The organism is Streptomyces sp. NPDC091682 (assembly GCF_044756625.1).
Lineage (GTDB): Bacteria > Actinomycetota > Actinomycetes > Streptomycetales > Streptomycetaceae > Streptomyces.
Genome location: NZ_JBIVTH010000010.1, coordinates 105,207 through 126,145, shown reverse-complemented (window position 1 = coordinate 126,145; position 20,939 = coordinate 105,207). Strand labels below are relative to the sequence as shown.

Annotated in this window: 21 protein-coding genes; 18 read left to right on the top strand and 3 right to left on the bottom strand. The window is 71.2% G+C overall.

Annotated elements, in window-relative coordinates; all coding sequences use genetic code 11:
* Positions 1-8: 8 nt before the first annotated feature.
* The 16 genes from ACIQK6_RS23470 (at position 9) to ACIQK6_RS23395 (ending at position 16,719) form a co-directional block, all read left to right on the top strand.
* On the top strand, positions 9-1,100 hold the full coding sequence (locus ACIQK6_RS23470) for an ABC transporter ATP-binding protein (RefSeq protein ID WP_402695372.1): 1,092 nt from the start codon (positions 9-11) through the stop codon (positions 1,098-1,100).
* Positions 1,093-2,145 (top strand): dipeptide ABC transporter ATP-binding protein, encoded by a 1,053-nt coding sequence (locus tag ACIQK6_RS23465; RefSeq protein ID WP_329099232.1) that lies wholly within the window; start codon positions 1,093-1,095, stop codon positions 2,143-2,145. The genes ACIQK6_RS23470 and ACIQK6_RS23465 overlap by 8 nt, the downstream gene beginning before the upstream one ends.
* Before the next feature lie 129 nt (positions 2,146-2,274).
* Complete coding sequence (locus tag ACIQK6_RS23460; RefSeq protein WP_329099231.1) at positions 2,275-3,201, top strand: GNAT family N-acetyltransferase; 927 nt, start codon at positions 2,275-2,277, stop codon at positions 3,199-3,201.
* Between the two features lie 107 nt (positions 3,202-3,308).
* On the top strand, positions 3,309-4,937 hold the full coding sequence (locus ACIQK6_RS23455) for an ABC transporter substrate-binding protein (RefSeq protein WP_402695371.1): 1,629 nt from the start codon (positions 3,309-3,311) through the stop codon (positions 4,935-4,937).
* Between the two features lie 31 nt (positions 4,938-4,968).
* On the top strand, positions 4,969-5,892 hold the full coding sequence (locus tag ACIQK6_RS23450) for an ABC transporter permease (RefSeq protein WP_329099227.1): 924 nt from the start codon (positions 4,969-4,971) through the stop codon (positions 5,890-5,892).
* Entirely contained in the window at positions 5,885-6,934 is a 1,050-nt protein-coding gene (locus ACIQK6_RS23445; RefSeq protein ID WP_329099226.1) for an ABC transporter permease, read from the top strand. The genes ACIQK6_RS23450 and ACIQK6_RS23445 overlap by 8 nt, the downstream gene beginning before the upstream one ends.
* Before the next feature lie 12 nt (positions 6,935-6,946).
* Positions 6,947-7,930, top strand: a complete 984-nt coding sequence (locus tag ACIQK6_RS23440; RefSeq protein ID WP_329099225.1) for an ABC transporter ATP-binding protein — start codon at positions 6,947-6,949, stop codon at positions 7,928-7,930.
* Complete coding sequence (locus tag ACIQK6_RS23435; RefSeq protein ID WP_329099223.1) at positions 7,923-9,017, top strand: dipeptide ABC transporter ATP-binding protein; 1,095 nt, start codon at positions 7,923-7,925, stop codon at positions 9,015-9,017. Before ACIQK6_RS23440 ends, ACIQK6_RS23435 begins: the two co-directional genes overlap by 8 nt.
* A gap of 351 nt (positions 9,018-9,368) precedes the next feature.
* A complete protein-coding gene (locus tag ACIQK6_RS23430) occupies positions 9,369-9,563 on the top strand; it encodes a hypothetical protein (protein WP_030012369.1) in 195 nt (64 codons plus the stop codon).
* Between the two features lie 24 nt (positions 9,564-9,587).
* Complete coding sequence (gene mshB, locus ACIQK6_RS23425; protein ID WP_402695370.1) at positions 9,588-10,484, top strand: N-acetyl-1-D-myo-inositol-2-amino-2-deoxy-alpha-D-glucopyranoside deacetylase; 897 nt, start codon at positions 9,588-9,590, stop codon at positions 10,482-10,484.
* Entirely contained in the window at positions 10,481-10,864 is a 384-nt protein-coding gene (locus ACIQK6_RS23420) for a DUF6113 family protein (RefSeq protein WP_329099220.1), read from the top strand. Before mshB ends, ACIQK6_RS23420 begins: the two co-directional genes overlap by 4 nt.
* A gap of 342 nt (positions 10,865-11,206) precedes the next feature.
* Entirely contained in the window at positions 11,207-13,084 is a 1,878-nt protein-coding gene (locus ACIQK6_RS23415) for a hypothetical protein (RefSeq protein WP_402695369.1), read from the top strand.
* 164 nt (positions 13,085-13,248) lie between these two features.
* Complete coding sequence (locus ACIQK6_RS23410) at positions 13,249-14,193, top strand: ABC transporter ATP-binding protein (protein ID WP_329099218.1); 945 nt, start codon at positions 13,249-13,251, stop codon at positions 14,191-14,193.
* Positions 14,190-14,930, top strand: a complete 741-nt coding sequence (locus tag ACIQK6_RS23405) for an ABC transporter permease (RefSeq protein ID WP_329099217.1) — start codon at positions 14,190-14,192, stop codon at positions 14,928-14,930. Before ACIQK6_RS23410 ends, ACIQK6_RS23405 begins: the two co-directional genes overlap by 4 nt.
* Positions 14,927-16,105 carry a sensor histidine kinase gene (locus tag ACIQK6_RS23400; protein WP_329099216.1) on the top strand — a complete coding sequence of 393 codons (1,179 nt, stop codon included), beginning with the start codon at positions 14,927-14,929 and terminating at the stop codon, positions 16,103-16,105. Before ACIQK6_RS23405 ends, ACIQK6_RS23400 begins: the two co-directional genes overlap by 4 nt.
* Positions 16,102-16,719 (top strand): DNA-binding response regulator, encoded by a 618-nt coding sequence (locus tag ACIQK6_RS23395; protein ID WP_301366865.1) that lies wholly within the window; start codon positions 16,102-16,104, stop codon positions 16,717-16,719. Before ACIQK6_RS23400 ends, ACIQK6_RS23395 begins: the two co-directional genes overlap by 4 nt.
* Before the next feature lie 117 nt (positions 16,720-16,836).
* Here the strand turns inward: ACIQK6_RS23395 and ACIQK6_RS23390 are convergent, their stop codons facing one another.
* On the bottom strand, positions 16,837-17,631 hold the full coding sequence (locus tag ACIQK6_RS23390; protein WP_329099213.1) for a transglutaminase-like domain-containing protein: 795 nt from the start codon (positions 17,629-17,631) through the stop codon (positions 16,837-16,839).
* Entirely contained in the window at positions 17,628-18,614 is a 987-nt protein-coding gene (locus ACIQK6_RS23385) for a GNAT family N-acetyltransferase (protein WP_329099212.1), read from the bottom strand. Before ACIQK6_RS23385 ends, ACIQK6_RS23390 begins: the two co-directional genes overlap by 4 nt.
* Positions 18,615-18,731: 117 nt before the next feature.
* Here ACIQK6_RS23385 and fdxA point away from each other — a divergent pair, with 117 nt between their 5' ends.
* The gene (gene fdxA / locus ACIQK6_RS23380; RefSeq protein ID WP_030011906.1) at positions 18,732-19,061 is read left to right on the top strand and encodes a ferredoxin; all 330 of its coding nucleotides are present in this window, start codon (positions 18,732-18,734) and stop codon (positions 19,059-19,061) included.
* A 108-nt stretch (positions 19,062-19,169) separates the two neighbouring features.
* Entirely contained in the window at positions 19,170-20,288 is a 1,119-nt protein-coding gene (dapC, locus tag ACIQK6_RS23375) for a succinyldiaminopimelate transaminase (protein ID WP_329099210.1), read from the top strand.
* A 77-nt stretch (positions 20,289-20,365) separates the two neighbouring features.
* Here the strand turns inward: dapC and ACIQK6_RS23370 are convergent, their stop codons facing one another.
* On the bottom strand, positions 20,366-20,707 hold the full coding sequence (locus ACIQK6_RS23370; RefSeq protein ID WP_329099209.1) for an ATP-binding protein: 342 nt from the start codon (positions 20,705-20,707) through the stop codon (positions 20,366-20,368).
* Positions 20,708-20,939 lie beyond the last annotated feature (232 nt).

Below are 20,939 nucleotides of genomic sequence, written 5' to 3'. Positions count from 1 at the left end.
GCCGCCCGATGCCCCGAGACAACATCAGCAAGCAGGACGAAGGTGGCGGCGTGACCACGTCGGAGATTCTCAGCGTTGCGGAGACGGGCGGCGGATCCGCCGTGCCGCTGCTGGAGGTGGACAACCTCCAGGTCGAGTTCAAGACGCGTGACGGGGTCGCCAAGGCCGTCAACGGCGTGAGCTACAGCGTCAGCGCCGGCGAGACCCTCGCCGTGCTCGGCGAGTCCGGCTCCGGCAAGTCCGTCACCGCGCAGGCGATCATGGGCATTCTCGACAGCCCGCCCGGACGGGTCGCCGGTGGCGAGGTGCGCTTCCACGGCAAGGACATCCTCAAGATGTCCGACGAGGAGCGCCGCAAGCTCCGCGGCGACAAGATGGCGATGATCTTCCAGGACGCGCTGTCCTCCCTGAACCCGGTCTACTCGGTGGGCGACCAGCTCGGCGAGATGTTCCGGGTCCACCGGGGCATGTCCAAGAAGGACTCGAAGCGCAAGGCCGTCGAGCTCATGGATCGCGTGAAGATCCCCGCCGCCAAGGCGCGCGTGGGTGACTACCCGCACCAGTTCTCCGGCGGCATGCGCCAGCGCATCATGATCGCCATGGCGCTGGCCCTGGAGCCCGACCTGATCATCGCGGACGAGCCGACCACGGCCCTCGACGTGACGGTCCAGGCACAGGTCATGGACCTGCTCGCGGAGCTCCAGAGCGAGATGAACATGGGCCTGATCCTGATCACCCACGACCTCGGCGTCGTCGCCGACGTCGCGGACAAGATCGCGGTCATGTACGCGGGCCGGATCGTCGAGACCGCTCCGGTCCACGAGATCTACAAGCGCCCCTCCCACCCGTACACCCGCGGCCTGCTGGACTCGATCCCGCGCCTGGACCAGAAGGGCCAGGAGCTCTACGCGATCAAGGGTCTGCCGCCCAACCTGCTCCGCATCCCGACGGGTTGCGCCTTCAGCCCCCGCTGCCCCAAGGCGCAGGACATCTGCCGCACCGAGATCCCGGTGCTGCACCCGGTCACCGAGCAGGACGGCACCGAACTGCCCGGCCGCGGCAGCGCGTGCCACTTCTGGAAGGACCAGATCCATGGCTGAGCTCACCAAGAACGCCACCGAGCGCGAGCCGATCCTCCAGGTCCGTAACCTGGTCAAGCACTTCCCGCTGACCCAGGGAATCCTGTTCAAGAAGCAGGTCGGCGCGGTCAAGGCGGTCGACGGGGTCTCCTTCGACCTCTACCAGGGCGAGACCCTCGGCATCGTCGGCGAGTCCGGCTGTGGCAAGTCCACGGTCGCCAAGCTCCTGATGAACCTGGAGCGGGCGACCGCCGGCGAGGTCTTCTACAAGGGCCAGGACATCAGCAAGCTGTCCGGCCGTGCCCTGAAGGCCGTGCGCCGCAACATCCAGATGGTCTTCCAGGACCCGTACACGTCGCTGAACCCGCGCATGACGGTCGGCGACATCATCGGGGAGCCCTTCGAGATCCACCCCGAGGTGGCTCCCAAGGGCAACCGCCGGCAGAAGGTCCAGGAGCTCCTGGACGTCGTCGGTCTGAACCCGGAGTACATCAACCGGTACCCGCACCAGTTCTCCGGCGGCCAGCGCCAGCGCATCGGCATCGCCCGCGGCCTCGCCCTGCAACCGGAGATCATCATCTGCGACGAGCCGGTCTCCGCGCTCGACGTGTCGGTGCAGGCCCAGGTCATCAACCTGATGGAGAAGCTGCAGGACGAGTTCAACCTCTCCTACCTCTTCATCGCGCACGACCTCTCGATCGTCCGGCACATCTCGGACCGCGTGGGCGTCATGTACCTGGGCAAGATGGCCGAGATCGGCTCCGACGCCGAGATCTACGAGCACCCGACCCACCCGTACACCCAGGCGCTGCTCTCCGCCGTCCCGGTCCCGGACCCGGACGCGCGCGAGGGCCGCGAGCGGATCATCCTTACCGGCGACGTCCCGTCCCCGGCCAACCCGCCGTCGGGCTGCCGCTTCCGCACCCGCTGCTGGAAGGCCCAGGACAAGTGCTCCACCGAGGAGCCGCTGCTGGCGATCCCGGAGCGCTTCAAGGGCGTGAACACCCTGGCCGCGCACGAGTCCGCGTGCCACTTCGCCGAGGAGAAGGCCATCCTGGCCGTCTGACCGACGCGTTGCTCGCGAACGGCTGGTCCCCGGTGCCCCACGGCGCCGGCGACCAGCCGTTTTCGTCGCCGGTCCGGGGTCCTCGGGAAACCGCTTGCGCCCCCGGAGCCGTGGACGGAGAGTGACGGCATGATCCTCACCGTACGGCCCGCCGGGCCCGGGGACGCGTCCGACATCTGCGCCCTGCTCAATGCCGTCGACCTGATCGAGATCGGTCGCCCGGAGACCGATCTGGGCACCGTCGAGTCCGACCTCAACGCCCCCGACGTGGACCTGTCCACCGATTCCTGGCTCGCCTTCCAGGACGGAAGGCTCGTCGCCTACGCCCTGGTCTGGGCGGACTCCGGCCCGGGGCGCGTCGACGGTGACCACTACGTGCTGCCCGGGCACCACGAGGCGGCCGACCTGCTGCTCCAGCGCATGGAGGCCCGGGCCCGGGAGCTGACCGGCGGTCAGGGAGTCCTGAGGCTCCAGCTCAACGTGGAGCCCACCCTCGACCTGGCCCTCCTCGCCGGGCGCGGCTACCGCACCATCCGCCGCTACCAGGTCATGACCCGCTCCCTGTCCCCGGCAGCCGACCCGGCGCCGCCCCCGCCGGCCGGACTCACCCTGCGGCACTGCGCCGACGACGAGGGCGACCGCCACCGGGCCCACGCCCTGATCGAGCGGACCTTCGCCGCGCACTTCGGCCATGTGGACCGCCCGTACGAGACCTGGCTGGACCACATGGACGGCCGGGGGCTCGACTGGTCGCTGGTGTGGATCGCGAGCCTGCCCGGCCACGGCGACGCGGCCGTGCTGCTCACCCGGGACGACCGTACGAGCATGGCCTGGGTCAGCCACATCGGCGTGGCCGAGGAGGTGCGCGGCCGGGGCGTCGGCGGTTTCCTGCTCCGCCACTGCTTCGCCGTCTACGCGGAGCGCGGCCGGGACTGCGTGGGCCTCGGCGTGGACACCCGCAACGAGACCGGCGCGCTCGCGCTGTACGAGGCGCACGGCATGGGCCTGCACTACGCGGTCGACTCGTGGGAGCTTTCCTTGCACCCCCAGGGGTGACAGGGGCGTGACGCGCGGGTGCAATCGGTCCAACCGGGAGTGTGCAGGGCTCCACATAGGGTGACATAGGCCCCTAAGCGAGTCTTGGGACCCCTAGGAGGCACTCCATGCGCGGAGCCACCCACGCCAAGTGGGCCGCTGGTGCGGTGGCCGTCGCCCTCGTGGCGACGGCCTGCGGCGGCGGTAGCGACAGCGGCGGAGGCGGCGAGGCGGGAATCGTCAGCTCCTCCTGGGGCGACCCGCAGAACCCGCTGGAGCCCGCCAACACCAACGAGGTGCAGGGCGGCAAGGTGCTCGACATGCTCTTCCGGGGCCTCAAGCGCTACGACCCGAAGACGGGCGAGGCCCTCGACATGGTCGCCGAGAAGATCGAGACGACGGACAGTCAGAACTTCACCATCACGCTGAAGGACGGCTGGAAGTTCAGCAACGACGAGCCGGTCACCGCGCAGTCCTTCGTCGACGCCTGGAACTACGGCGCGGACGTGCGCAACAAGCAGAACAACTCGCCGTTCTTCTCCGACATCGTCGGATACGCGGACGTCCACCCCGCCTCCGGCGAGCCCAAGGCCAAGACGATGTCCGGACTGGTCGTCAAGGACGACAAGACCTTCACCGTCGCCTTGAAGAACAAGTTCTCCACCTGGCCCGAGACCCTCGGCTACCAGGCCTTCTCCCCGCTGCCCAAGGCCTTCTTCACCGACCACGCCGGCTGGCTGGACAAGCCGATCGGCAACGGCCCGTACACGGTGGACTCGTACACCAAGGGCACCGGCATGAAGCTCCGCAAGTGGGACACCTACCCCGGTCCGGACAAGGCGCAGAACGGCGGTGTGGACCTGAAGGTCTACACCGACAACAACACCGCCTACACCGACCTGATCTCCGGCAACCTCGACCTCGTCGACGACATCCCGGCGCAGCAACTCAAGAACGTCAAGAACGACCTGGGGGACCGGTACATCAACCAGCCGGCCCTCATCATCCAGACGCTCACCTTCCCGCTGTACGACCCGCAGTGGAGCAAGGAGGGCATGGAGAACGTCCGGATCGGCATCTCCCGGGCCATCAACCGCGACGAGATCACCAAGCAGATCTTCCGGGAGACCCGCACCCCGGCCAAGGACTGGACCTCCCCGGCCCTCGGCGAGAAGGGCGGCTTCTCCTCCACCGTCTGCGGCGACGCCTGCGTCTACGACCCGGTCGCGGCCAAGAAGCTGATCACGGACGCCGGCGGGCTCCCCGGCGGCAAGGTCACGCTGACCTCCAACGTGGACACCGGCTCGCACCGCGACTGGATGGACGCCGTCTGCAACAGCATCAACAACGCACTGGGCGAGGGCCCGGTGTGCACGGTCAACCCGATCGGCACCTTCGCCGACTTCCGCAACCAGCAGAGCAGCTTCAAGCTGACCGGCCCCTTCCGCTCGGGCTGGCAGGCCGACTACCCCCTGATCCAGAACTTCCTCCAGCCCCTCTACTACACCGGAGCCTCCTCCAACTACGGGAAGTTCAGCAACGCGGACTTCGACAAGCTCGTCGACGAGGCCAACCAGGAGAGCGACCCGACCAAGGCCATCGCGAAGTTCCAGGACTCCGAGAAGATCCTTGCCGCGCAGATGCCGGCCATCCCGCTCTGGTACCAGAACGGCAGCGCGGGCTACGCCGAGCGGCTCTCGGACGTGTCGTTCAACCAGTTCAGCGTCCCCGTGTACGACCAGATCAAGGTCGGCTGACCCGCGTTTCGGATCGATCCTGGAGCAGTCCATGGGACGTTATGTGATCCGGCGGCTGCTCCAGATGATCCCGGTGTTCATCGGCAGCACGTTCCTGATCTTCTTCATGGTGTACGCGCTCGGTGACCCGGTCGCGGCCCTCTTCGGCGACAAGGCGCCCGACCCCGCCACCGCCGCGCGCATCCGCAAGGACCTCTACCTCGACCGCCCCCTGTGGGAGCAGTACGTCCACTACATGGGCCAGATCTTCAAGGGCGACTTCGGCACGGCCTTCAACGGCCAGCCGGTCACCGAGCTGATGGCCAGCGCCTTCCCCGTCACCCTGCGCCTGACCCTGGTCGCGATCTTCTTCGAGATCGTCATCGGCATCACCCTCGGCGTGATCAGCGGCCTGCGCCGCGGCAAGTCCGTCGACACCACCGTGCTGGTGCTCACCCTCGTCGTCATCTCCGTACCGACGTTCGTGACGGGCTATCTGCTCCAGTACCTCTTCGGCGTCAAATGGGGCTGGGTGCGGCCCACCGTCTCCCCGGACGCCCCCCTGAACGAGCTGATCCTGCCCGGCATCGTGCTCGCGCTGGTCTCCCTCGCCTACGTCACCCGGCTCTCGCGCACCTCCATCGCCGAGAACGTCAAGGCCGACTACGTGCGCACCGCCGTCGCCAAGGGCCTGCCGCGCCGTCGGGTCGTCACCCGCCACCTGCTGCGCAACTCGCTCATCCCCGTCGTCACCTTCATCGGCACCGACATCGGCGCCCTGATGGGCGGCGCCATCGTCACCGAGCGGATCTTCAACATCCACGGCGTCGGATACCAGCTCTACCAGGGGATCCTGCGCAACAACTCCCCGACGGTGGTCGGCTTCGTGACCATCCTCGTCATCGTCTTCCTGCTGGCGAACCTGCTCGTCGACCTGCTCTACGCGGTCCTGGACCCGAGGATCCGTTATGCCTGACCCCGAGCGTCCCGAAGGGCCCGGCGGCTACGACCCCGTCGGTCCCCGCCCGCACGAGGCGGTCTCGCCGACGGGTCAGGGGGGACCCATAGATCTTGCCATCGAGGCGGCCGAGAGCGTCGAGGGCATCGAGTGGACCGGCCCGCCGGGCGGGACCGGCCCCGGCGAGCTGTACCCGTCAGCCGCCTCCGGCGGACGGGCCCGCTCGCTGTGGTCCGACGCCTGGCACCAGTTGCGTCGCAACCCCGTCTTCATCATCTCCTCGCTGATGATCCTCTTCCTCGTGATCATCTCGATCTGGCCGCAGCTCATCGCGAGCGGCGACCCGCTGCAGTGCGACCTGTCCAAGTCGCAGCAGGGCTCCTCCCCGGGCCACCCGTTCGGATACGACACCCAGGGCTGCGACGTGTACACCCGTACCGTCTACGGGGCCCGCGCCTCCATCACCGTGGGCGTCTGCGCCACCCTCGGAGCCGCCCTGCTCGGCTCGCTGCTCGGCGGGCTCGCCGGGTTCTTCGGCGGCTGGGGCGACGCGCTGCTCTCCCGGGTCGCCGACATCTTCTTCGGCATCCCCGTCGTCCTCGGCGGCCTGGTCTTCCTGTCCGTGGTCACCAGCACCACCGTCTGGCCGGTGGTCGGCTTCATCGTGCTCCTCGGCTGGCCGCAGATCGCCCGCATCGGCCGCGGCTCCGTCATCACCGCCAAACAGAACGACTACGTCCAGGCCGCCCGGGCCCTCGGCGCAGGCAACGGCCGGATGATGCTCCGGCACGTGGCGCCCAACGCCATCGCCCCCGTCATCGTCGTCGCCACCATCGCGCTCGGCACCTACATCGCCCTGGAGGCCACCCTGTCCTTCCTCGGCGTCGGCCTGCGCCCGCCCACCGTCTCCTGGGGCATCGACATCTCCAACGCGGCCTCGCAGATCCGCAACGCCCCGCACATGCTGCTCTGGCCGGCCGGCGCGCTGAGCCTGACCGTGCTCGCCTTCATCATGCTCGGCGACGCGGTGCGCGACGCCCTCGACCCCAAGCTGCGCTGAGGAGCCCCGCACATGCTGCTCGAAGTCCGCGACCTGCACGTGGAATTCAAGACGCGCGACGGAGTCGCCAAGGCCGTCAACGGCGTCAACTACTCGGTGGCCGAGGGCGAGACGCTCGCCGTGCTCGGCGAGTCGGGTTCCGGCAAGTCGGTCACCGCACAGGCCGTGATGGGCATCCTCGACATGCCGCCGGGCCGGATCGCGGGCGGCGAGATCCTCTTCAAGGGCAAGGACCTGCTCACGATGAAGGAGGAGGAACGGAGGAGGATCCGGGGCGCCGAGATGGCGATGATCTTCCAGGACGCCCTGTCCTCCCTGAACCCCGTCCTGAGCGTGGGCGCGCAGCTCGGCGAGATGTACGAGGTGCACCGCGGGATGTCCCGCAAGGACGCCAAGGGCAAGGCCGTCGAGCTGATGGACCGGGTCAGGATCCCGGCGGCGAAGGAGCGGGTGGGGGACTACCCGCACCAGTTCTCGGGCGGCATGCGCCAGCGCATCATGATCGCGATGGCGCTGGCCCTGGAGCCCTCACTGATCATCGCGGACGAGCCGACGACGGCCCTCGACGTCACCGTCCAGGCCCAAGTGATGGACCTGCTGGCCGAGCTCCAGCGCGAGCTGAACATGGGCCTGATCCTGATCACCCACGACCTGGGGGTGGTCGCCGACGTGGCCGACAAGATCGCGGTCATGTACGCGGGCCGGATCGTCGAGGCGGCTCCGGTCCACGAGATCTACAAAGCGCCCGCGCACCCGTACACGCGCGGCCTGCTGGACTCCATCCCGCGCCTGGACCAGAAGGGCCAGGAGCTGTACGCCATCAAGGGCCTGCCGCCGAACCTTGTGGCCATCCCGCCCGGCTGCGCCTTCAATCCGCGCTGCCCGATGGCGCAGGCGGTGTGCCGCACCGACGTCCCGCCGCTGTACCGGGTGACCGAGTCCCCGGTGGAGCGCACCAGCGCCTGCCACTTCTGGAAGGAATGCCTCCATGGCTGAGTCCCTGCTGGAAGTGAAGGGCCTGGTCAAGCACTACCCGCTGACCCGGGGCATCGTCTTCCGCAAGCAGGTCGGCGCGGTCAAGGCGGTCGACGGGGTCTCCTTCGACCTGCGCGCCGGTGAGACGCTCGGCATCGTGGGCGAGTCCGGCTGCGGGAAGTCCACCGTGGCCAAGATGCTGGTCCACCTGGAGCGGCCGACGGCCGGCGCGATCTCGTACAAGGGCGAGGACATCACCAAGCTGTCGGGGCGTGCCCTGAAGGCCGTGCGCCGCAACATCCAGATGGTCTTCCAGGACCCGTACACGTCGCTGAACCCGCGCATGACGGTCGGCGACATCATCGGGGAGCCCTTCGAGATCCACCCCGAGGTGGCTCCCAAGGGCAACCGCCGGCAGAAGGTCCAGGAGCTCCTGGACGTCGTCGGTCTGAACCCGGAGTACATCAACCGGTACCCGCACCAGTTCTCCGGCGGCCAGCGCCAGCGCATCGGCATCGCCCGCGGCCTCGCCCTGCAACCGGAGATCATCGTCGCCGACGAGCCCGTCTCCGCGCTGGACGTCTCCGTCCAGGCCCAGGTGATCAACCTGTTGGACCGGCTGCAGAGCGACTTCGACCTGTCCTACGTCTTCATCGCGCACGACCTCTCGATCGTCCGGCACATCTCCGACCGGGTCGGCGTCATGTACCTGGGCCGGATCGTCGAGATCGGCACCGACAGCCAGATCTACGACCACCCGACCCACCCGTACACCCAGGCGCTGCTCTCCGCCGTCCCGGTCCCGGATCCGGAGGCCCGCGCCCACCGCGAGCGGATCATCCTCACCGGCGACGTCCCGTCCCCGGCCAACCCGCCCTCGGGCTGCCCCTTCCGCACCCGCTGCTGGAAGGCCGAGCCGCGCTGTACGGCGGAGGTCCCGCTGCTCGCGGTCCCGCAGGTCTTCCCCTCGGGCCCGGCGGCACACCCGTCGGCCTGCCACTTCGCGGCGGAGAAACGGGTGGTCCCGCCGGCGGACACGCCGCCCCCGTCAGCGCCGCCACCTCCTGCGTCATCCCCGCCGCCGACGGATCCGCTGACGAAGGAGTAGGCGCTGACCGATCATTTCCGGCCACCCCTGTACGCCAGGTGGGGAAACGGCTGGCGCTACGGCAACTCCGTTTACGTGGGGGCAACTTGACCGTTTCTGCCCCGAGATCTGGGGCATGCAACCTGGATGTCGTGCGGCCGTGCGGGTGCCGACAGCCGGCCGGGGAGGCGTACGGCCTCGCCGGCCGGCCTCCCCGTGACCCCACTCATGCGCGGCATGCGCCCCTCGTGCTGCCGGATTTCGATCGATGCGCTGGTACGGATAGTTATGATCCGTAGCGCACGGTGGGTATGAGTCCTGCCGAGCACGAATACGCGTACCGATGTCCGCTCGACGTGGAGGTGAAACGCCGTGGCACTCTCGATCTCCGCCGTGGTGCTGCTGGCGATCATCGTCTTCCTGCTGGTCCGAAGGGCGGGCCTGAAGGCGGGACATGCGGTGGTCTGCGTACTGCTCGGCTTCTACCTGGCGAGTTCCACCATCGCCCCGACCCTCAGCCAGCTCACCTCGAACGTGGCGAGCATGATCAGTGGCCTCAAGTTCTAGGTCCTGCCTCGTAGGCTAGGCCCCATGAACGGTCTTCCCGCCCGTCGTCTGCTCCTCGTGCACGCGCACCCCGACGACGAGTCGATCAACAACGGTGTCACCATGGCCAAGTACGCGGCCGAGGGCGCCCACGTCGCGTTGGTGACCTGCACCCTGGGCGAGGAGGGTGAGGTCATCCCGCCCGGGCTCGCCCACCTGGCGGCCGACCGCGACGACACCCTCGGCGCGCACCGCGTTGGCGAGCTCGCCGCGGCCATGGCGGAACTGGGCGTCCACGACCACCGGTTCCTCGGCGGCCCCGGCCGCTTCCGGGACTCCGGGATGATGGGCGCCCCGCAGAACCACCGCCCGGAGGCCTTCTGGGTGGCCGACGTGGACGAGGCCGCCGCGTACCTCGTGGAGGTCATCCGGGAGCTGCGGCCACAGGTGCTCGTCACCTACGACCCGGACGGCGGATACGGGCACCCCGACCACATCCAGGCCCACCGGGTGGCCATGCGCGCAGCCGAACTGGCCGCGGAGACCGCGTACCGGCGCGACCTCGGCGAGCCCCACGCGGTCGGGAAGATCTACTGGAACCGCGTCCCGCGCTCGGTGGTCGAGGAGGGCTTCGCCCTGCTGCGCGCCGCCGGGGGCGAACTGCCCTTCCCCGCGGTGGGCTCGCCCGGTGACGTGCCCGGGGTCGTCGCCGACGAGCGGATCACCGCCGAGATCGACGCCAAGGACACCCTCGTGGCGGCGAAGGCGGCCGCCATGCGGGCCCACGCCACCCAGATCGCCGTGGACGGGCCCTTCTTCGCCCTCTCCAACGACCTGGCACAGCCGCTGTTCACCCGCGAGTACTACGAACTCGTCGCAGGCCAGCCGGGCGCCCCGGCGGGCGAGCGCGAACACGACCTCTTCGCGGGGGTGGAGGCATGAGCGGCACGGTCACGGCCGGCCGGATCGCCGGCTGCCTGGGCATGGTGATCGCGGGCGCGCTGACCGGCGCGGCCGGCTGGCTGGTGGTCGACCTCTGGTTCCCCGGCGGTCTGCTGCTCGCCCTGCTGGCCGTCTTCGGGCTGTTCCTCGGGGGGCGGATCGCCCTCGGGACCGGCTACGGGCTGGGCGGCGCCGTGGTCGGCTGGTTCCTCTCGTACGTGATGCTCAGCCTTCCGCGCCCCGAGGGGGACTTCCTCCTCGGTTCGTCCGGAATCGGCGTGTACGTCTATCTTTTGGGTGGAACCGTTCTCGCTGTGATGTGTGCCACGATGCGCGGTTCGCTGGATCGGCCGGTTTCGGCCGCCCGGCCTGCCAAGTGACGTGGTGTCGGACCTCGTAGGGAGGTTCGCCGCGGGGCGCGCGCGGATGCTCCCGGGCACTTCAGAGGGGTTTGACGGGCGCTATCAGGAACCCCTGATTCCCGCCAGTCAGTTGCGTGCGGGCGGCGGCCAGTATGGTGGACGGGCCGCCGAGCTGCCCGCGCACGGTACGACGGGCGGCGGAGCCAACCGGGAGAACCTGCCTTGAGTCGTGAAACCGACAGTTCGTCCTCCGGGCCCAAGGGGCACGGTGGAGCCGCCTACCCCTCGGGTACACCGCCGTACGGAACCGGCCAGTACCCGTCCACGGACGCTGCGGCGACCGCTCCGGAGGAGAACGCTGTGACCTCGAAGCCGTCCACGCCCGATTCCGACGGGCCCAAGACCGAGACCACCCTGACGACCCGGATCCGGATCAACATCCCGGGTTCGCGGCCGATCCCGCCGGTGGTCGTGCGCAAGGCGATGGGCCCCGGCTCCGGCTCGGCCGGCGCCGGCGAGCAGACCGGGCCGGAGGCGAAGCCCGAGCAGGCCTCCCCGCCGCCGCTCGCGCAGCGGCGCGGGCCGCAGCCGACCCGCATCGAGGCCGCCCCGGAGCCGGCCGGCGCCCCGGCGCCCGCGCCCGCCCCGGCGTCAGCCGACGCCGAGGAGCCGGCCAGCAACTGGTTCGCCCCCCGCAAGCCGGCCGCCCCGGGCCCGGCACCCGCACCGGCCCCCGCCGCGGCCCAGATGCCGCCGGCCGCCGCCGCCCCGCCGCTCGCGCAGCGGCCGCTGCCCACCCGGACGCCGTCCCCGACGCCGACCCCGACGCCCACTCCGCCGGTCATGCCGGGCGGGGGCTTCCCGCCGCCGCAGCGCACCCAGGCCCCACCGGTGCCCGGACCGGACGCCGCCTTCGCGCCGCCGCGCACCCCGCCGCCGCCCGTGACGGACTACAGCCAGGGCTTCGCCCAGGCCTCTGCGCCCCCGGCCCCGATGCCCGGCGGCCCGGGCGTCGGGACGACCCAGGGCTTCCCCGCGTACGGGGACGGCCAGGGCGACACCGGCCCCGTCACCGAGGCGTTCCCGGCCTACGGCAGCGGCCCCGCCGGACCCACCGGCGGCCCCGGCTTCGGCAGCGGCCCCGTCGGCGGTCCGGCCGCCGCGGCCGCCTTCGACGACGCTCCGCAGTGGCCCGGCCCCGACCTGGACGGCCCGCTGCCGACCCCGGTACCGGCCCCCGCGCCGGCCACCCCCCGCCCCGCGGCCGCGCAGCCCAAGGCCACCGACAAGCCCGCCAAGAAGGGCCGCTCCAAGCTGGTCCTGCTCGGCGGCGGTGTCATCGCCCTCATCGGCGTGGCCTACGGCGCCGGGCTGCTCCTGAACCACTCCGACGTCCCCAAGGGCACCACCGTCCTCCGCGTCGACATCAGCGGCAGCCGCGACGAGGCCGTCTCCAAGCTCCAGACCGCCTTCGGCAGCCGTGCAACGGCCCCGATCCAGCTCAGCGTCGGCGGCAAGACGGTCGAGCTGAAGCCCGAGAAGGCCGGTCTGACGCTCGACGCCCAGACCACCGTCCGCAACGCCGCCGGCAGCGACTACAACCCGATCACGGTCATCGGCTCGCTCCTCGGCAACGAGCGGGTCGCCGACCCCGTGATGCCGACCGACGAGGAGAAGCTCCGGGTCGCGCTGCAGGAACTCGCGGGCACCTCCGGTACGGCCACCGAGGGCACGATCAAGTTCGACACCGGCAAGGCCGTCGCCGTCCCCGGCACCCCCGGCACCACCCTCGACGTGGACGCCTCCGTCCAGCTGGTGGTCAAGACCTTCAAGGAGCAGGTCGCCACCGGCAAGGCGGCCGTGGCGGAACTGCCTACCACCACCAAGGCGCCGGCCATCGGCCAGGCCGAACTGGACCGGGCCATGAAGGAGTTCGCCGAGCCCGCGATGTCCGCGAACGCCACCGTCAAGGTGGGCACCAAGTCCATCGCCTTCGGAGCCAGGTCCCTGCCCAAGATCCTCAGCATGCAGCCCGTCGACGGCCGCCTGGTCGAGAAGTTCGACCTGGAGGCGCTCAAGGCGACCTACGGGAACACCTTCGACGGCATCCTGATCACCCGCGGCACCGGCGAGAAGACGGCCGTCACCCCGCAGGACATCGCCGGCGCCCTCGGCAAGGCGCTGCGCGGCAAGACCGCGGCCGAACGCACCACGGTCGTCGACACCAACCCGAACTAGCCGTCCCTCCGGACCTTGCCGGGTCCCTTGCGGATCGGCCGACCGGTGCCCCCGCCCGCATCACGGGCGGGGGCACCGTCACGTCCACCGCATGACATCTGTCATCCGGCACGCACGACGCCCGACACTGCCGCGCGGGACCCCGTACGGGCGAACCTCTTTCCATGACGACGACGACCGCGACACGCATCGCGAAGCCCACCACCGACAGCGCGGTCAGCTTCGAGAACGTGACCAAGAACTACGGCACGGTCCGGGCGGTCGACGGCCTCACCCTCACGCTCCACCCGGGCGAGACCGTCGCGCTCCTCGGCCCCAACGGCGCCGGCAAGTCCTCCACCCTCGACCTCCTCCTCGGCCTGCGCCCCGCCGACTCCGGCTCCGTCCGGATCTTCGGCACCACCCCGCGCGAGGCCGTCGCCGCCGGCCGGGTCGGCGCGATGCTGCAGAGCGGCGGCCTGATGGAGGAGGTGACCGTGCGGGAGGTCGTCGCCCTCGGCTGCGCCCTGCACCCGCGGCCGCACCCGGTCGACCAGGTGCTCTCCCGGGCCGGCATCGACAAGATCGCCGACCGCCGGGTCGACAAGCTCTCCGGCGGCCAGGAGCAGCGCGTGCGCTTCGCGCTCGCCACGGCCGGCCACAACGACCTGATCGTGCTCGACGAGCCGACCACCGGCATGGACGTCACCGCCCGCCAGGCCTTCTGGGCCACCATGCGGGAACAGGCCGACCAGGGCCGCACCGTCCTCTTCGCCACCCACTACCTGGAAGAGGCCGACGCGATCGCCGACCGGGTCCTGGTGCTCAGCAAGGGCCGGCTGCTCGCGGACGGCACCGCCGCCGAGATCAAGGCCAAGGCCGGGGCCCGGAAGATCTCCTTCGACCTGCCCGGCGCCGCCGGCACCGACATCGAGCGCCTGCGCGCCCTGCCCTTCCTGACGGCCTTCGAGCACCACGGCGACACCGTACGCATCCAGTCCCGCGACGCCGATGCCACCGTCCACGCCGTCTACGCGCTCGGGCTGTACCCCCGCAATCTGGAGGTCGCGGGCCTCGGCCTGGAACAGGCCTTCATCGCCCTCACCGAGGCCGAGGAGGCCACCCAGTGAACGCCCTCATCAAGCTGGAGATCGTCCGCGCCCTGCGGAACAAGAAGTACCTCTTCTTCACGATCCTTTACCCGGCCGCCCTGTTCCTGATGCTCGGCGGCACCCTCGACGGCACCACCAAGGTCATGGGCACCGAACTGACCATGCCCGCCTTCTACATGGTCGCCATGGCCTCCTTCGGCGCCCTGACCGCCGTCCTGATGGGCAACAGCGAACGCATCGCCAAGGAACGGGAGAAGGGCTGGGTCCGCCAGCTGCGCCTCACCGCCCTCCCCGGCCGCGGCTACGTCCTCGCCAAGACGGCGGGCGCCGGAGTGCTCTCGCTCCCCGCCATCCTGGTCGTCTTCGCGGTGGCGGCCGCCGTGAAGGGCGTACGGTTCGACGCCTGGCAGTGGCTCGCCCTCACCGGCTCGATCTGGGCCGGCAGTCTGGTCTTCGCCGCCCTCGGCGTCGCCCTCGGCTACCTGGCCAGCGGGGACAACGTCCGCCCCATCACGATGCTCGTCTACTTCGCCCTGTCGATCCTCGGCGGCCTGTGGATGCCCACCGCGAACTTCCCGCAGTGGCTCCAGAACATCTGCGAGTGGCTCCCCACCCACGCCTACGCGGGCCTGGGCCAGGCCATCGAGCTCGGCGGCGCGCCCCGGGCCGGGGACGTGGTGCTCCTCGCGGTGTACTTCGTACTGTTCACCGGTGCGGCCGCCTGGTTGTACCGCAAGGACTCACTGAAGGCATGAAACCCGTGGCGCTGACGAAGGAAGACGACGACCGGGACTTCTCGGAACTCGCCAAGCGGCCCGAGAACCGCCACCAGAAGATGGTGAAGGTGCTCTGGATCAGCGTCTGGCTGTTCTACCTGAGCGCCCCCGTCGCCGACCTGGCCGGCGGCGGGCACAGCCCCGGGGCCCGGGTGCTCGGCGGCCTGGGCCTCGCCGTCTTCGTCGTCTGGTACCTGGTGCTGGTCTTCCACACCGTCCCCCCGCTGCCGGTCCGCCGGGTGCTGTTCTCCCTGACGGTGCTCTCCGCCGTGGCCGTGGTCCTGTCGCTGGCGCTGGGCCGCGAATGGCTCGTCCTCTTCGTCTACGTGTCCATCTCCTCCGGAGCCGCGCTGCCGGCCCAGTACTCCCGCTGGACCGTCCTCGGCACCACCGCCCTGCTGGCGATCACGGCGAACGCGGTCCCGGACGGCACCGCCTACCTGGCGGGCCTGCTCATCCCCGCCCTCATGGGCGGCTACGCGATGGTCGGGATCCGGGCGATGATCCGCACCACGCTGGAGCTGCGCGCGGCCCGGGCCACCGTGGCCCAGCTCGCGGCCAACGAGGAACGGCTGCGGATGGCCCGCGACCTGCACGACCTGCTGGGGCACTCGCTGTCGCTGATCACGCTCAAGAGCGAGCTGGCGGGCCGGATGCTGCCCGGGCAGCCGGAGGCGGCCGCCCAGCAGGTCGCCGACATCGAGCAGGTCAGCCGGCAGGCGCTGGTCGACGTGCGCGAAGCGGTGAGCGGCTACCGGCGGCCCACCCTGCCCGGCGAACTCGCCGGCGCGCGCACGGCCCTGGCCGCGGCGGGCGTCCTGGCCGACCTCCCGCCGCCGCCGGCCGACGACCTCCCGGAGGCGGCGGAAGCGGCCCTGGCCTGGTCCCTGCGCGAAGCGGTGACGAACGTGGTGCGGCACAGCGGAGCCAAGCGCTGCCGGGTCACGCTGGAGACCAGCCAGACCCTCGACGGGCCGGTCCTGCAGCTGACCGTCACGGACGACGGCACGAGCGGCGGCCAGTGCAGCCCCGGAAACGGCCTGACCGGCCTGACGGAACGTCTGGAGGCGCTCGGCGGCACCCTGTCGGCGGGCCCCACCGGCCGGACCGGCTTCGCCCTCACCGCCCGAGTCCCCCTAGGATCGCGACCATGACCTCACGTCCCATCCGCATCCTCCTGGCGGAGGACCAGTCGATGGTCCGCGAGGCCCTCGCCGCGCTGCTCGGCCTGGAACCCGACATCGAGGTACGGGTCCAGGTGGCCCGCGGTGACGAGGTGTTGGCAGCGGCCCGCGCGCACGACGTGAACGTGGCCCTGCTGGACATCGAGATGCCGGGCATGACGGGCATCGAGGCGGCCGCCGCCCTGCACGCCGAACTCCCCGCCCTGCGGATCGTCATCCTCACCACCTTCGGCCGCCCCGGCTACCTCCGCGGCGCAATGGAGGCGGGCGCCTCCGCCTTCCTGGTCAAGGACGCCCCGGCCGCGCAGCTGGCGGCCGCCGTGCGCAAGGTCCTCCAGGGGGAGCGCGTCATCGACCCCACCCTGGCCGCGGCCGCCCTCGCGGAGGGCGCGAACCCGCTGACGGACCGCGAACGGGAGGTCCTGCGGGAGGCGGAGAGCGGCGCGACCAACGCGGAACTCGCGGCGCGGCTCCACCTGTCCCAGGGCACGGTCCGCAACTACCTCTCGACGGCGATCCAGAAACTGGCGGCGCGCAACCGCGCCGAAGCCGTGCGCGTGGCCCGCGAAAAGGGCTGGCTCTAGCCCCCGCAGCCCCGCCGGCTACCCGGCCCCGCCACCTCATCCGGCTGCTCCGGGGCCAACTTCAGCCACGCCGGCGAGGCTGGAACCAGCGCCGGCGAGGCGAGGGGCGGAGCCCGGTCAGTTCAGGAGGGCGCGGGCGGAGGCGGCCTCCGCGTGGATCCGGGCCGCCGCGTCGGCGTCCACCGCCGAGACCACCCCGGCGTACGCGTCGAGCTCGGCCGCCCCCTCCTGGAAGGAGCCCCGCTCCACCAGCAGCCGCGCCCGCTCGTACCGCAGCGCCGCCGGATGCGACGGCAGCAGCAGCGACAGCTCCACCGCCCACAGGGCCACCCCCGACTGCTCCGGGCGGGCCGAGGCCCAGGCCCGGACGTTCCCCAGGATCCGCTGCACGATGTCCAGCGTCCGGGCGGGCTCGCGCGGCCCCGACGCCAGCTCCGCCGCCCCCGTGCCCAGGGACGCGCCGCCCGCGAACGGGTCCACCACCACGCCCTCCTCCGGGTCCCCGAAGCCCACCACGAAGTGCCCCGGCAGACCCAGCCCGTACACCGGCGCCCCGGCCCGCCGGGCCACCTCCAGCCACACCACCGACAGGAGGATCGGCAGCCCGCGCCGCCGCCTCAGTACCTCGTGCAGCAGCGAGGACGACAGCCGGTCGTAGTCCGCCGGGGTGCCGTGGAACCCGAGGCGCCCACCCAGCAGTTCCGTCACCGCGTTCGCCCACGCCCGCCCGCCGCGCAGCCCGTACGGCAGCATCCCGGCCAGCCGGTCCAGCTCGATCTGCGCCCAGTCCATGGCGCGTTCGTCCAGCGCCGGATCCCCCTCGGTGGCCAGCAGCAGGCACAGCAGCGCCAGGTCCGGCCGCTCCGCCCGGGCCTCGGCCGCGAACTGCTCCCGCCAGCCCGCCGCACTCACGAGGCCGCCCGGTAGTGGTGGTACGCGTGGTGCCTCGCGAAGCCCAGCCCGTCGTACAGCGCCAGCGCCCCCGGATTGTCCGTCTCGACCTGGAGCCACGCCGCCGACGCGCCCTCCTCCAGCGCCCGCCGGGCCAGCGCGGCCATCACCGCCGTCGCCAGGCCCTCCCGCCGGTGCGCGGGATCCACGGTCACCGCAGCGAAGCCGGCCCACCGCCCGTCCACCACGCAGCGCCCGATGGCCCGGCCCCCGGGCAGCGCCGCGAACCACACCGACGGCCCTTCCACCAGCATCCGCCGGGCCAGGTCCGGGTCGCTGACCTTCCCGTAGCGCCCGAGCCACTCCTCGTCCGGGACGCGGGTCAGGCGCAGGTCCCCGGCCGCGGGCGCGTCCACGTCGGCCACCGGGGCCAGCGCCCCGATCCGGACCTCCGCCGACACCTCGGACGCCCACCCGCGCCGTTCCAGCTCCGCGCCGAGCATCTCCTGGGTGCCCGCGGCCCCCGTCGCGACCTGCACGTACGCCGGAAGCGACCGCTGCGCGTACCAGGAGGTCACCCGCGCGAGTGCATCGTCCAGCGGTATCCCCGGGTCGCCGAGCGGCAGCACCGAATTGGCCCGCCGGGTGAATCCGGCGGCCGCCCGCAGCGTCCACCCGCCCAGCTGCTCGCTCTCCAGCGGCTGCCAGGCCCGCGCGGCGACCCGCGAGAGCTCCTCGAAGGAGGCCGCGGGACCCCGCCGCCGGGCCGGCGCCGGAGGCACGATCTTGCCCGCGACCAGCGAAGATTCCGAGATGCGGACGGATCGTCCGTCCTTCTTTGTGATCAGCAGCACACCCTGGTCCCAGGATGTGAGAACCCCGACCGTGTCCGTGAACTCGGGTGATCCGCTCACTACGGCCTCCACCCGTCGTACAGAGACTCGTTTACCCACGTCAGCCGGGGTGATACGGACCTCCAGCAGTCCACCGGCAGTGATTTCCACAGCTCTGTCCGCCCCTCCTGTTCGGATCGTGCCCGGGAACGGAGATACTAGGTGCGGGCATCGACGACGCCGCGCTCCCGCGCGATATGGACAGCCCTACCGAGGAGGAACGAGAGCGTGACCTACGTCATCGCGGAGCCTTGTGTCGACGTCAAGGACAAGGCATGCATCGAAGAGTGCCCCGTCGACTGCATCTACGAGGGCCAGCGGTCCTTGTACATCCACCCGGACGAGTGCGTCGACTGTGGTGCGTGTGAGCCGGTCTGCCCGGTCGAGGCCATCTTCTACGAGGACGACACCCCGGAGGAGTGGAAGGACTACTACAAGGCGAACGTCGAGTTCTTCGACGAGCTCGGTTCGCCCGGTGGTGCCTCCAAGCTGGGCCTGATCGAGCGCGACCACCCCTTCGTCGCGGCGCTGCCCGCCGGTATCAACGGCGAGCACTGACCTTCCAGGCAGATGCGCCCCTCGGTCCCGTACGGCCTTCCCGCCGCACGGGACCGACGTGTTTCCGGCACCCGTACACACCAGCACTCAGAGAGAGCAGAGACCACCGTGGCCGCAGTATCCGACCGTCTTCCCGCCTTCCCCTGGGACAAGCTGGAGCCCTACAAGGCCACGGCGGCGGCCCACGCGGACGGCATCGTCGACCTGTCGGTCGGCACGCCCGTGGACCCGGTCCCGCAGCTGATCCAGCGCGCCCTGATCGAGGCCGCCGACTCCCCGGGCTACCCGACCGTGTGGGGCACCGTCGCCCTGCGCGACGCGATCACCGGCTGGGTCCGCGGCCGCCTCGGCGCGAGCGCCGCCGAACACCGCAACGTCCTGCCGGTCGTCGGCTCCAAGGAACTGGTGGCCTGGCTGCCGACCCAGCTGGGGCTGGGCGCCGGGGACAAGGTCGCCTACCCCCGGCTCGCCTACCCCACCTACGAGGTCGGCGCGCGGCTGTGCGGCGCCGAGCCGGTCGTCTACGACGCTGAGACATTTGCGAGTGACCCCGCGGGCACCGAGCTCGACCCGGCCGGTGTGAAGCTGCTCTGGCTCAACTCCCCGTCCAACCCCACCGGCAAGGTCCTCGCCAAGGAGGACCTCGTCCGGATCGTGGCCTGGGCGCGCGAACACGGGATCCTGCTCTTCAGCGACGAGTGCTACCTGGAGCTGGGTTGGGAGGCCGAGCCCGTCTCCGTCCTCCACGACGAGGTCTGCGGCGGCTCGTACGAGGGCATCGTCGCCGTCCACTCCCTCTCCAAGCGCTCCAACCTGGCGGGCTACCGGGCGGCCTTCGTCGCCGGTGACGCGGACGTGCTCGGTGAGCTGCTGCAGATCCGCAAGCACGGCGGCATGATGACCTCCGCCCCGGTGCAGGCGGCCACGGTCGCCGCGCTCGGCGACGACGCGCACGTCGAGGAGCAGCGCGAGCGCTACGCGGCCCGACGCACGGCCCTGCGCACGGCCCTGGAGGCGCACGGCTTCCGGGTCGAGCACAGCGAGGCGAGCCTGTACCTGTGGGTGACCCGTGACGAGCCCTGCTGGGACACCGTCGCCCACCTCGCGGGCCTGGGCATCCTGGTCGCGCCGGGCGACTTCTACGGCGAGGCGGGCGCACGGTTCGTGCGCGTCGCCTTCACCGCCACCGACGAGCGGGTCGAGGCGGCGGTCAAGCGCCTCGGCTGACCGCCGGGCGCCATGACGCAGACGCCCGAGGGGGCCGGGGGTGCGCACTCCCGGCCCCCTCGGCGGTTCCTACGGCGTCAGCCGCCCAGCGGCAGGCCGCCCGGCAGCCCTGCCGGCAGGCCGCCGGACGTCGGCAGCGAGGACACCGGCAGCGAGGACACCGGCAGGTCCTGCGCCGCGGGCAGTCCGCCGAGCAGGCCCTGCGCCGTACCGGCCACGTCGGCGGCGGGGGCCGGCAGGGCCTTGGTGGCGCTGCCGACGGCGTCCGTGGCGGCGTCGGGGGCGGTGAGCTGGCCCAGCTGCGGCACGGACTCCAGACCGGCGGCGTTGGCCGCGCCGGCCGCACCGACCACGGGCGCTGCCCCGGCTGCGACGAGCAGCGCGGCACGGGCGATCCGACGGGTCAGGGGGAGAGACATGTTGCTCCTAAGCGGTAGCGGCTGAGTACGCCGTGCTAACCGTTCCCGGGGCGGGTGGAGTTGCGGTGCCGGTGGGTAAAGGATCGGTAACGCATCGTTTAATCGGCTTCCGCGAAAAGCGCATTGGATGCGCGCCGACCAGGGGTTCCGTCCGATTCCGGGATCCGTGACCCGCTACACGGATCCCCCCGTGGGAGTGATCGCTCGCACGTGAGCCCGGGCGCCCCCGGCT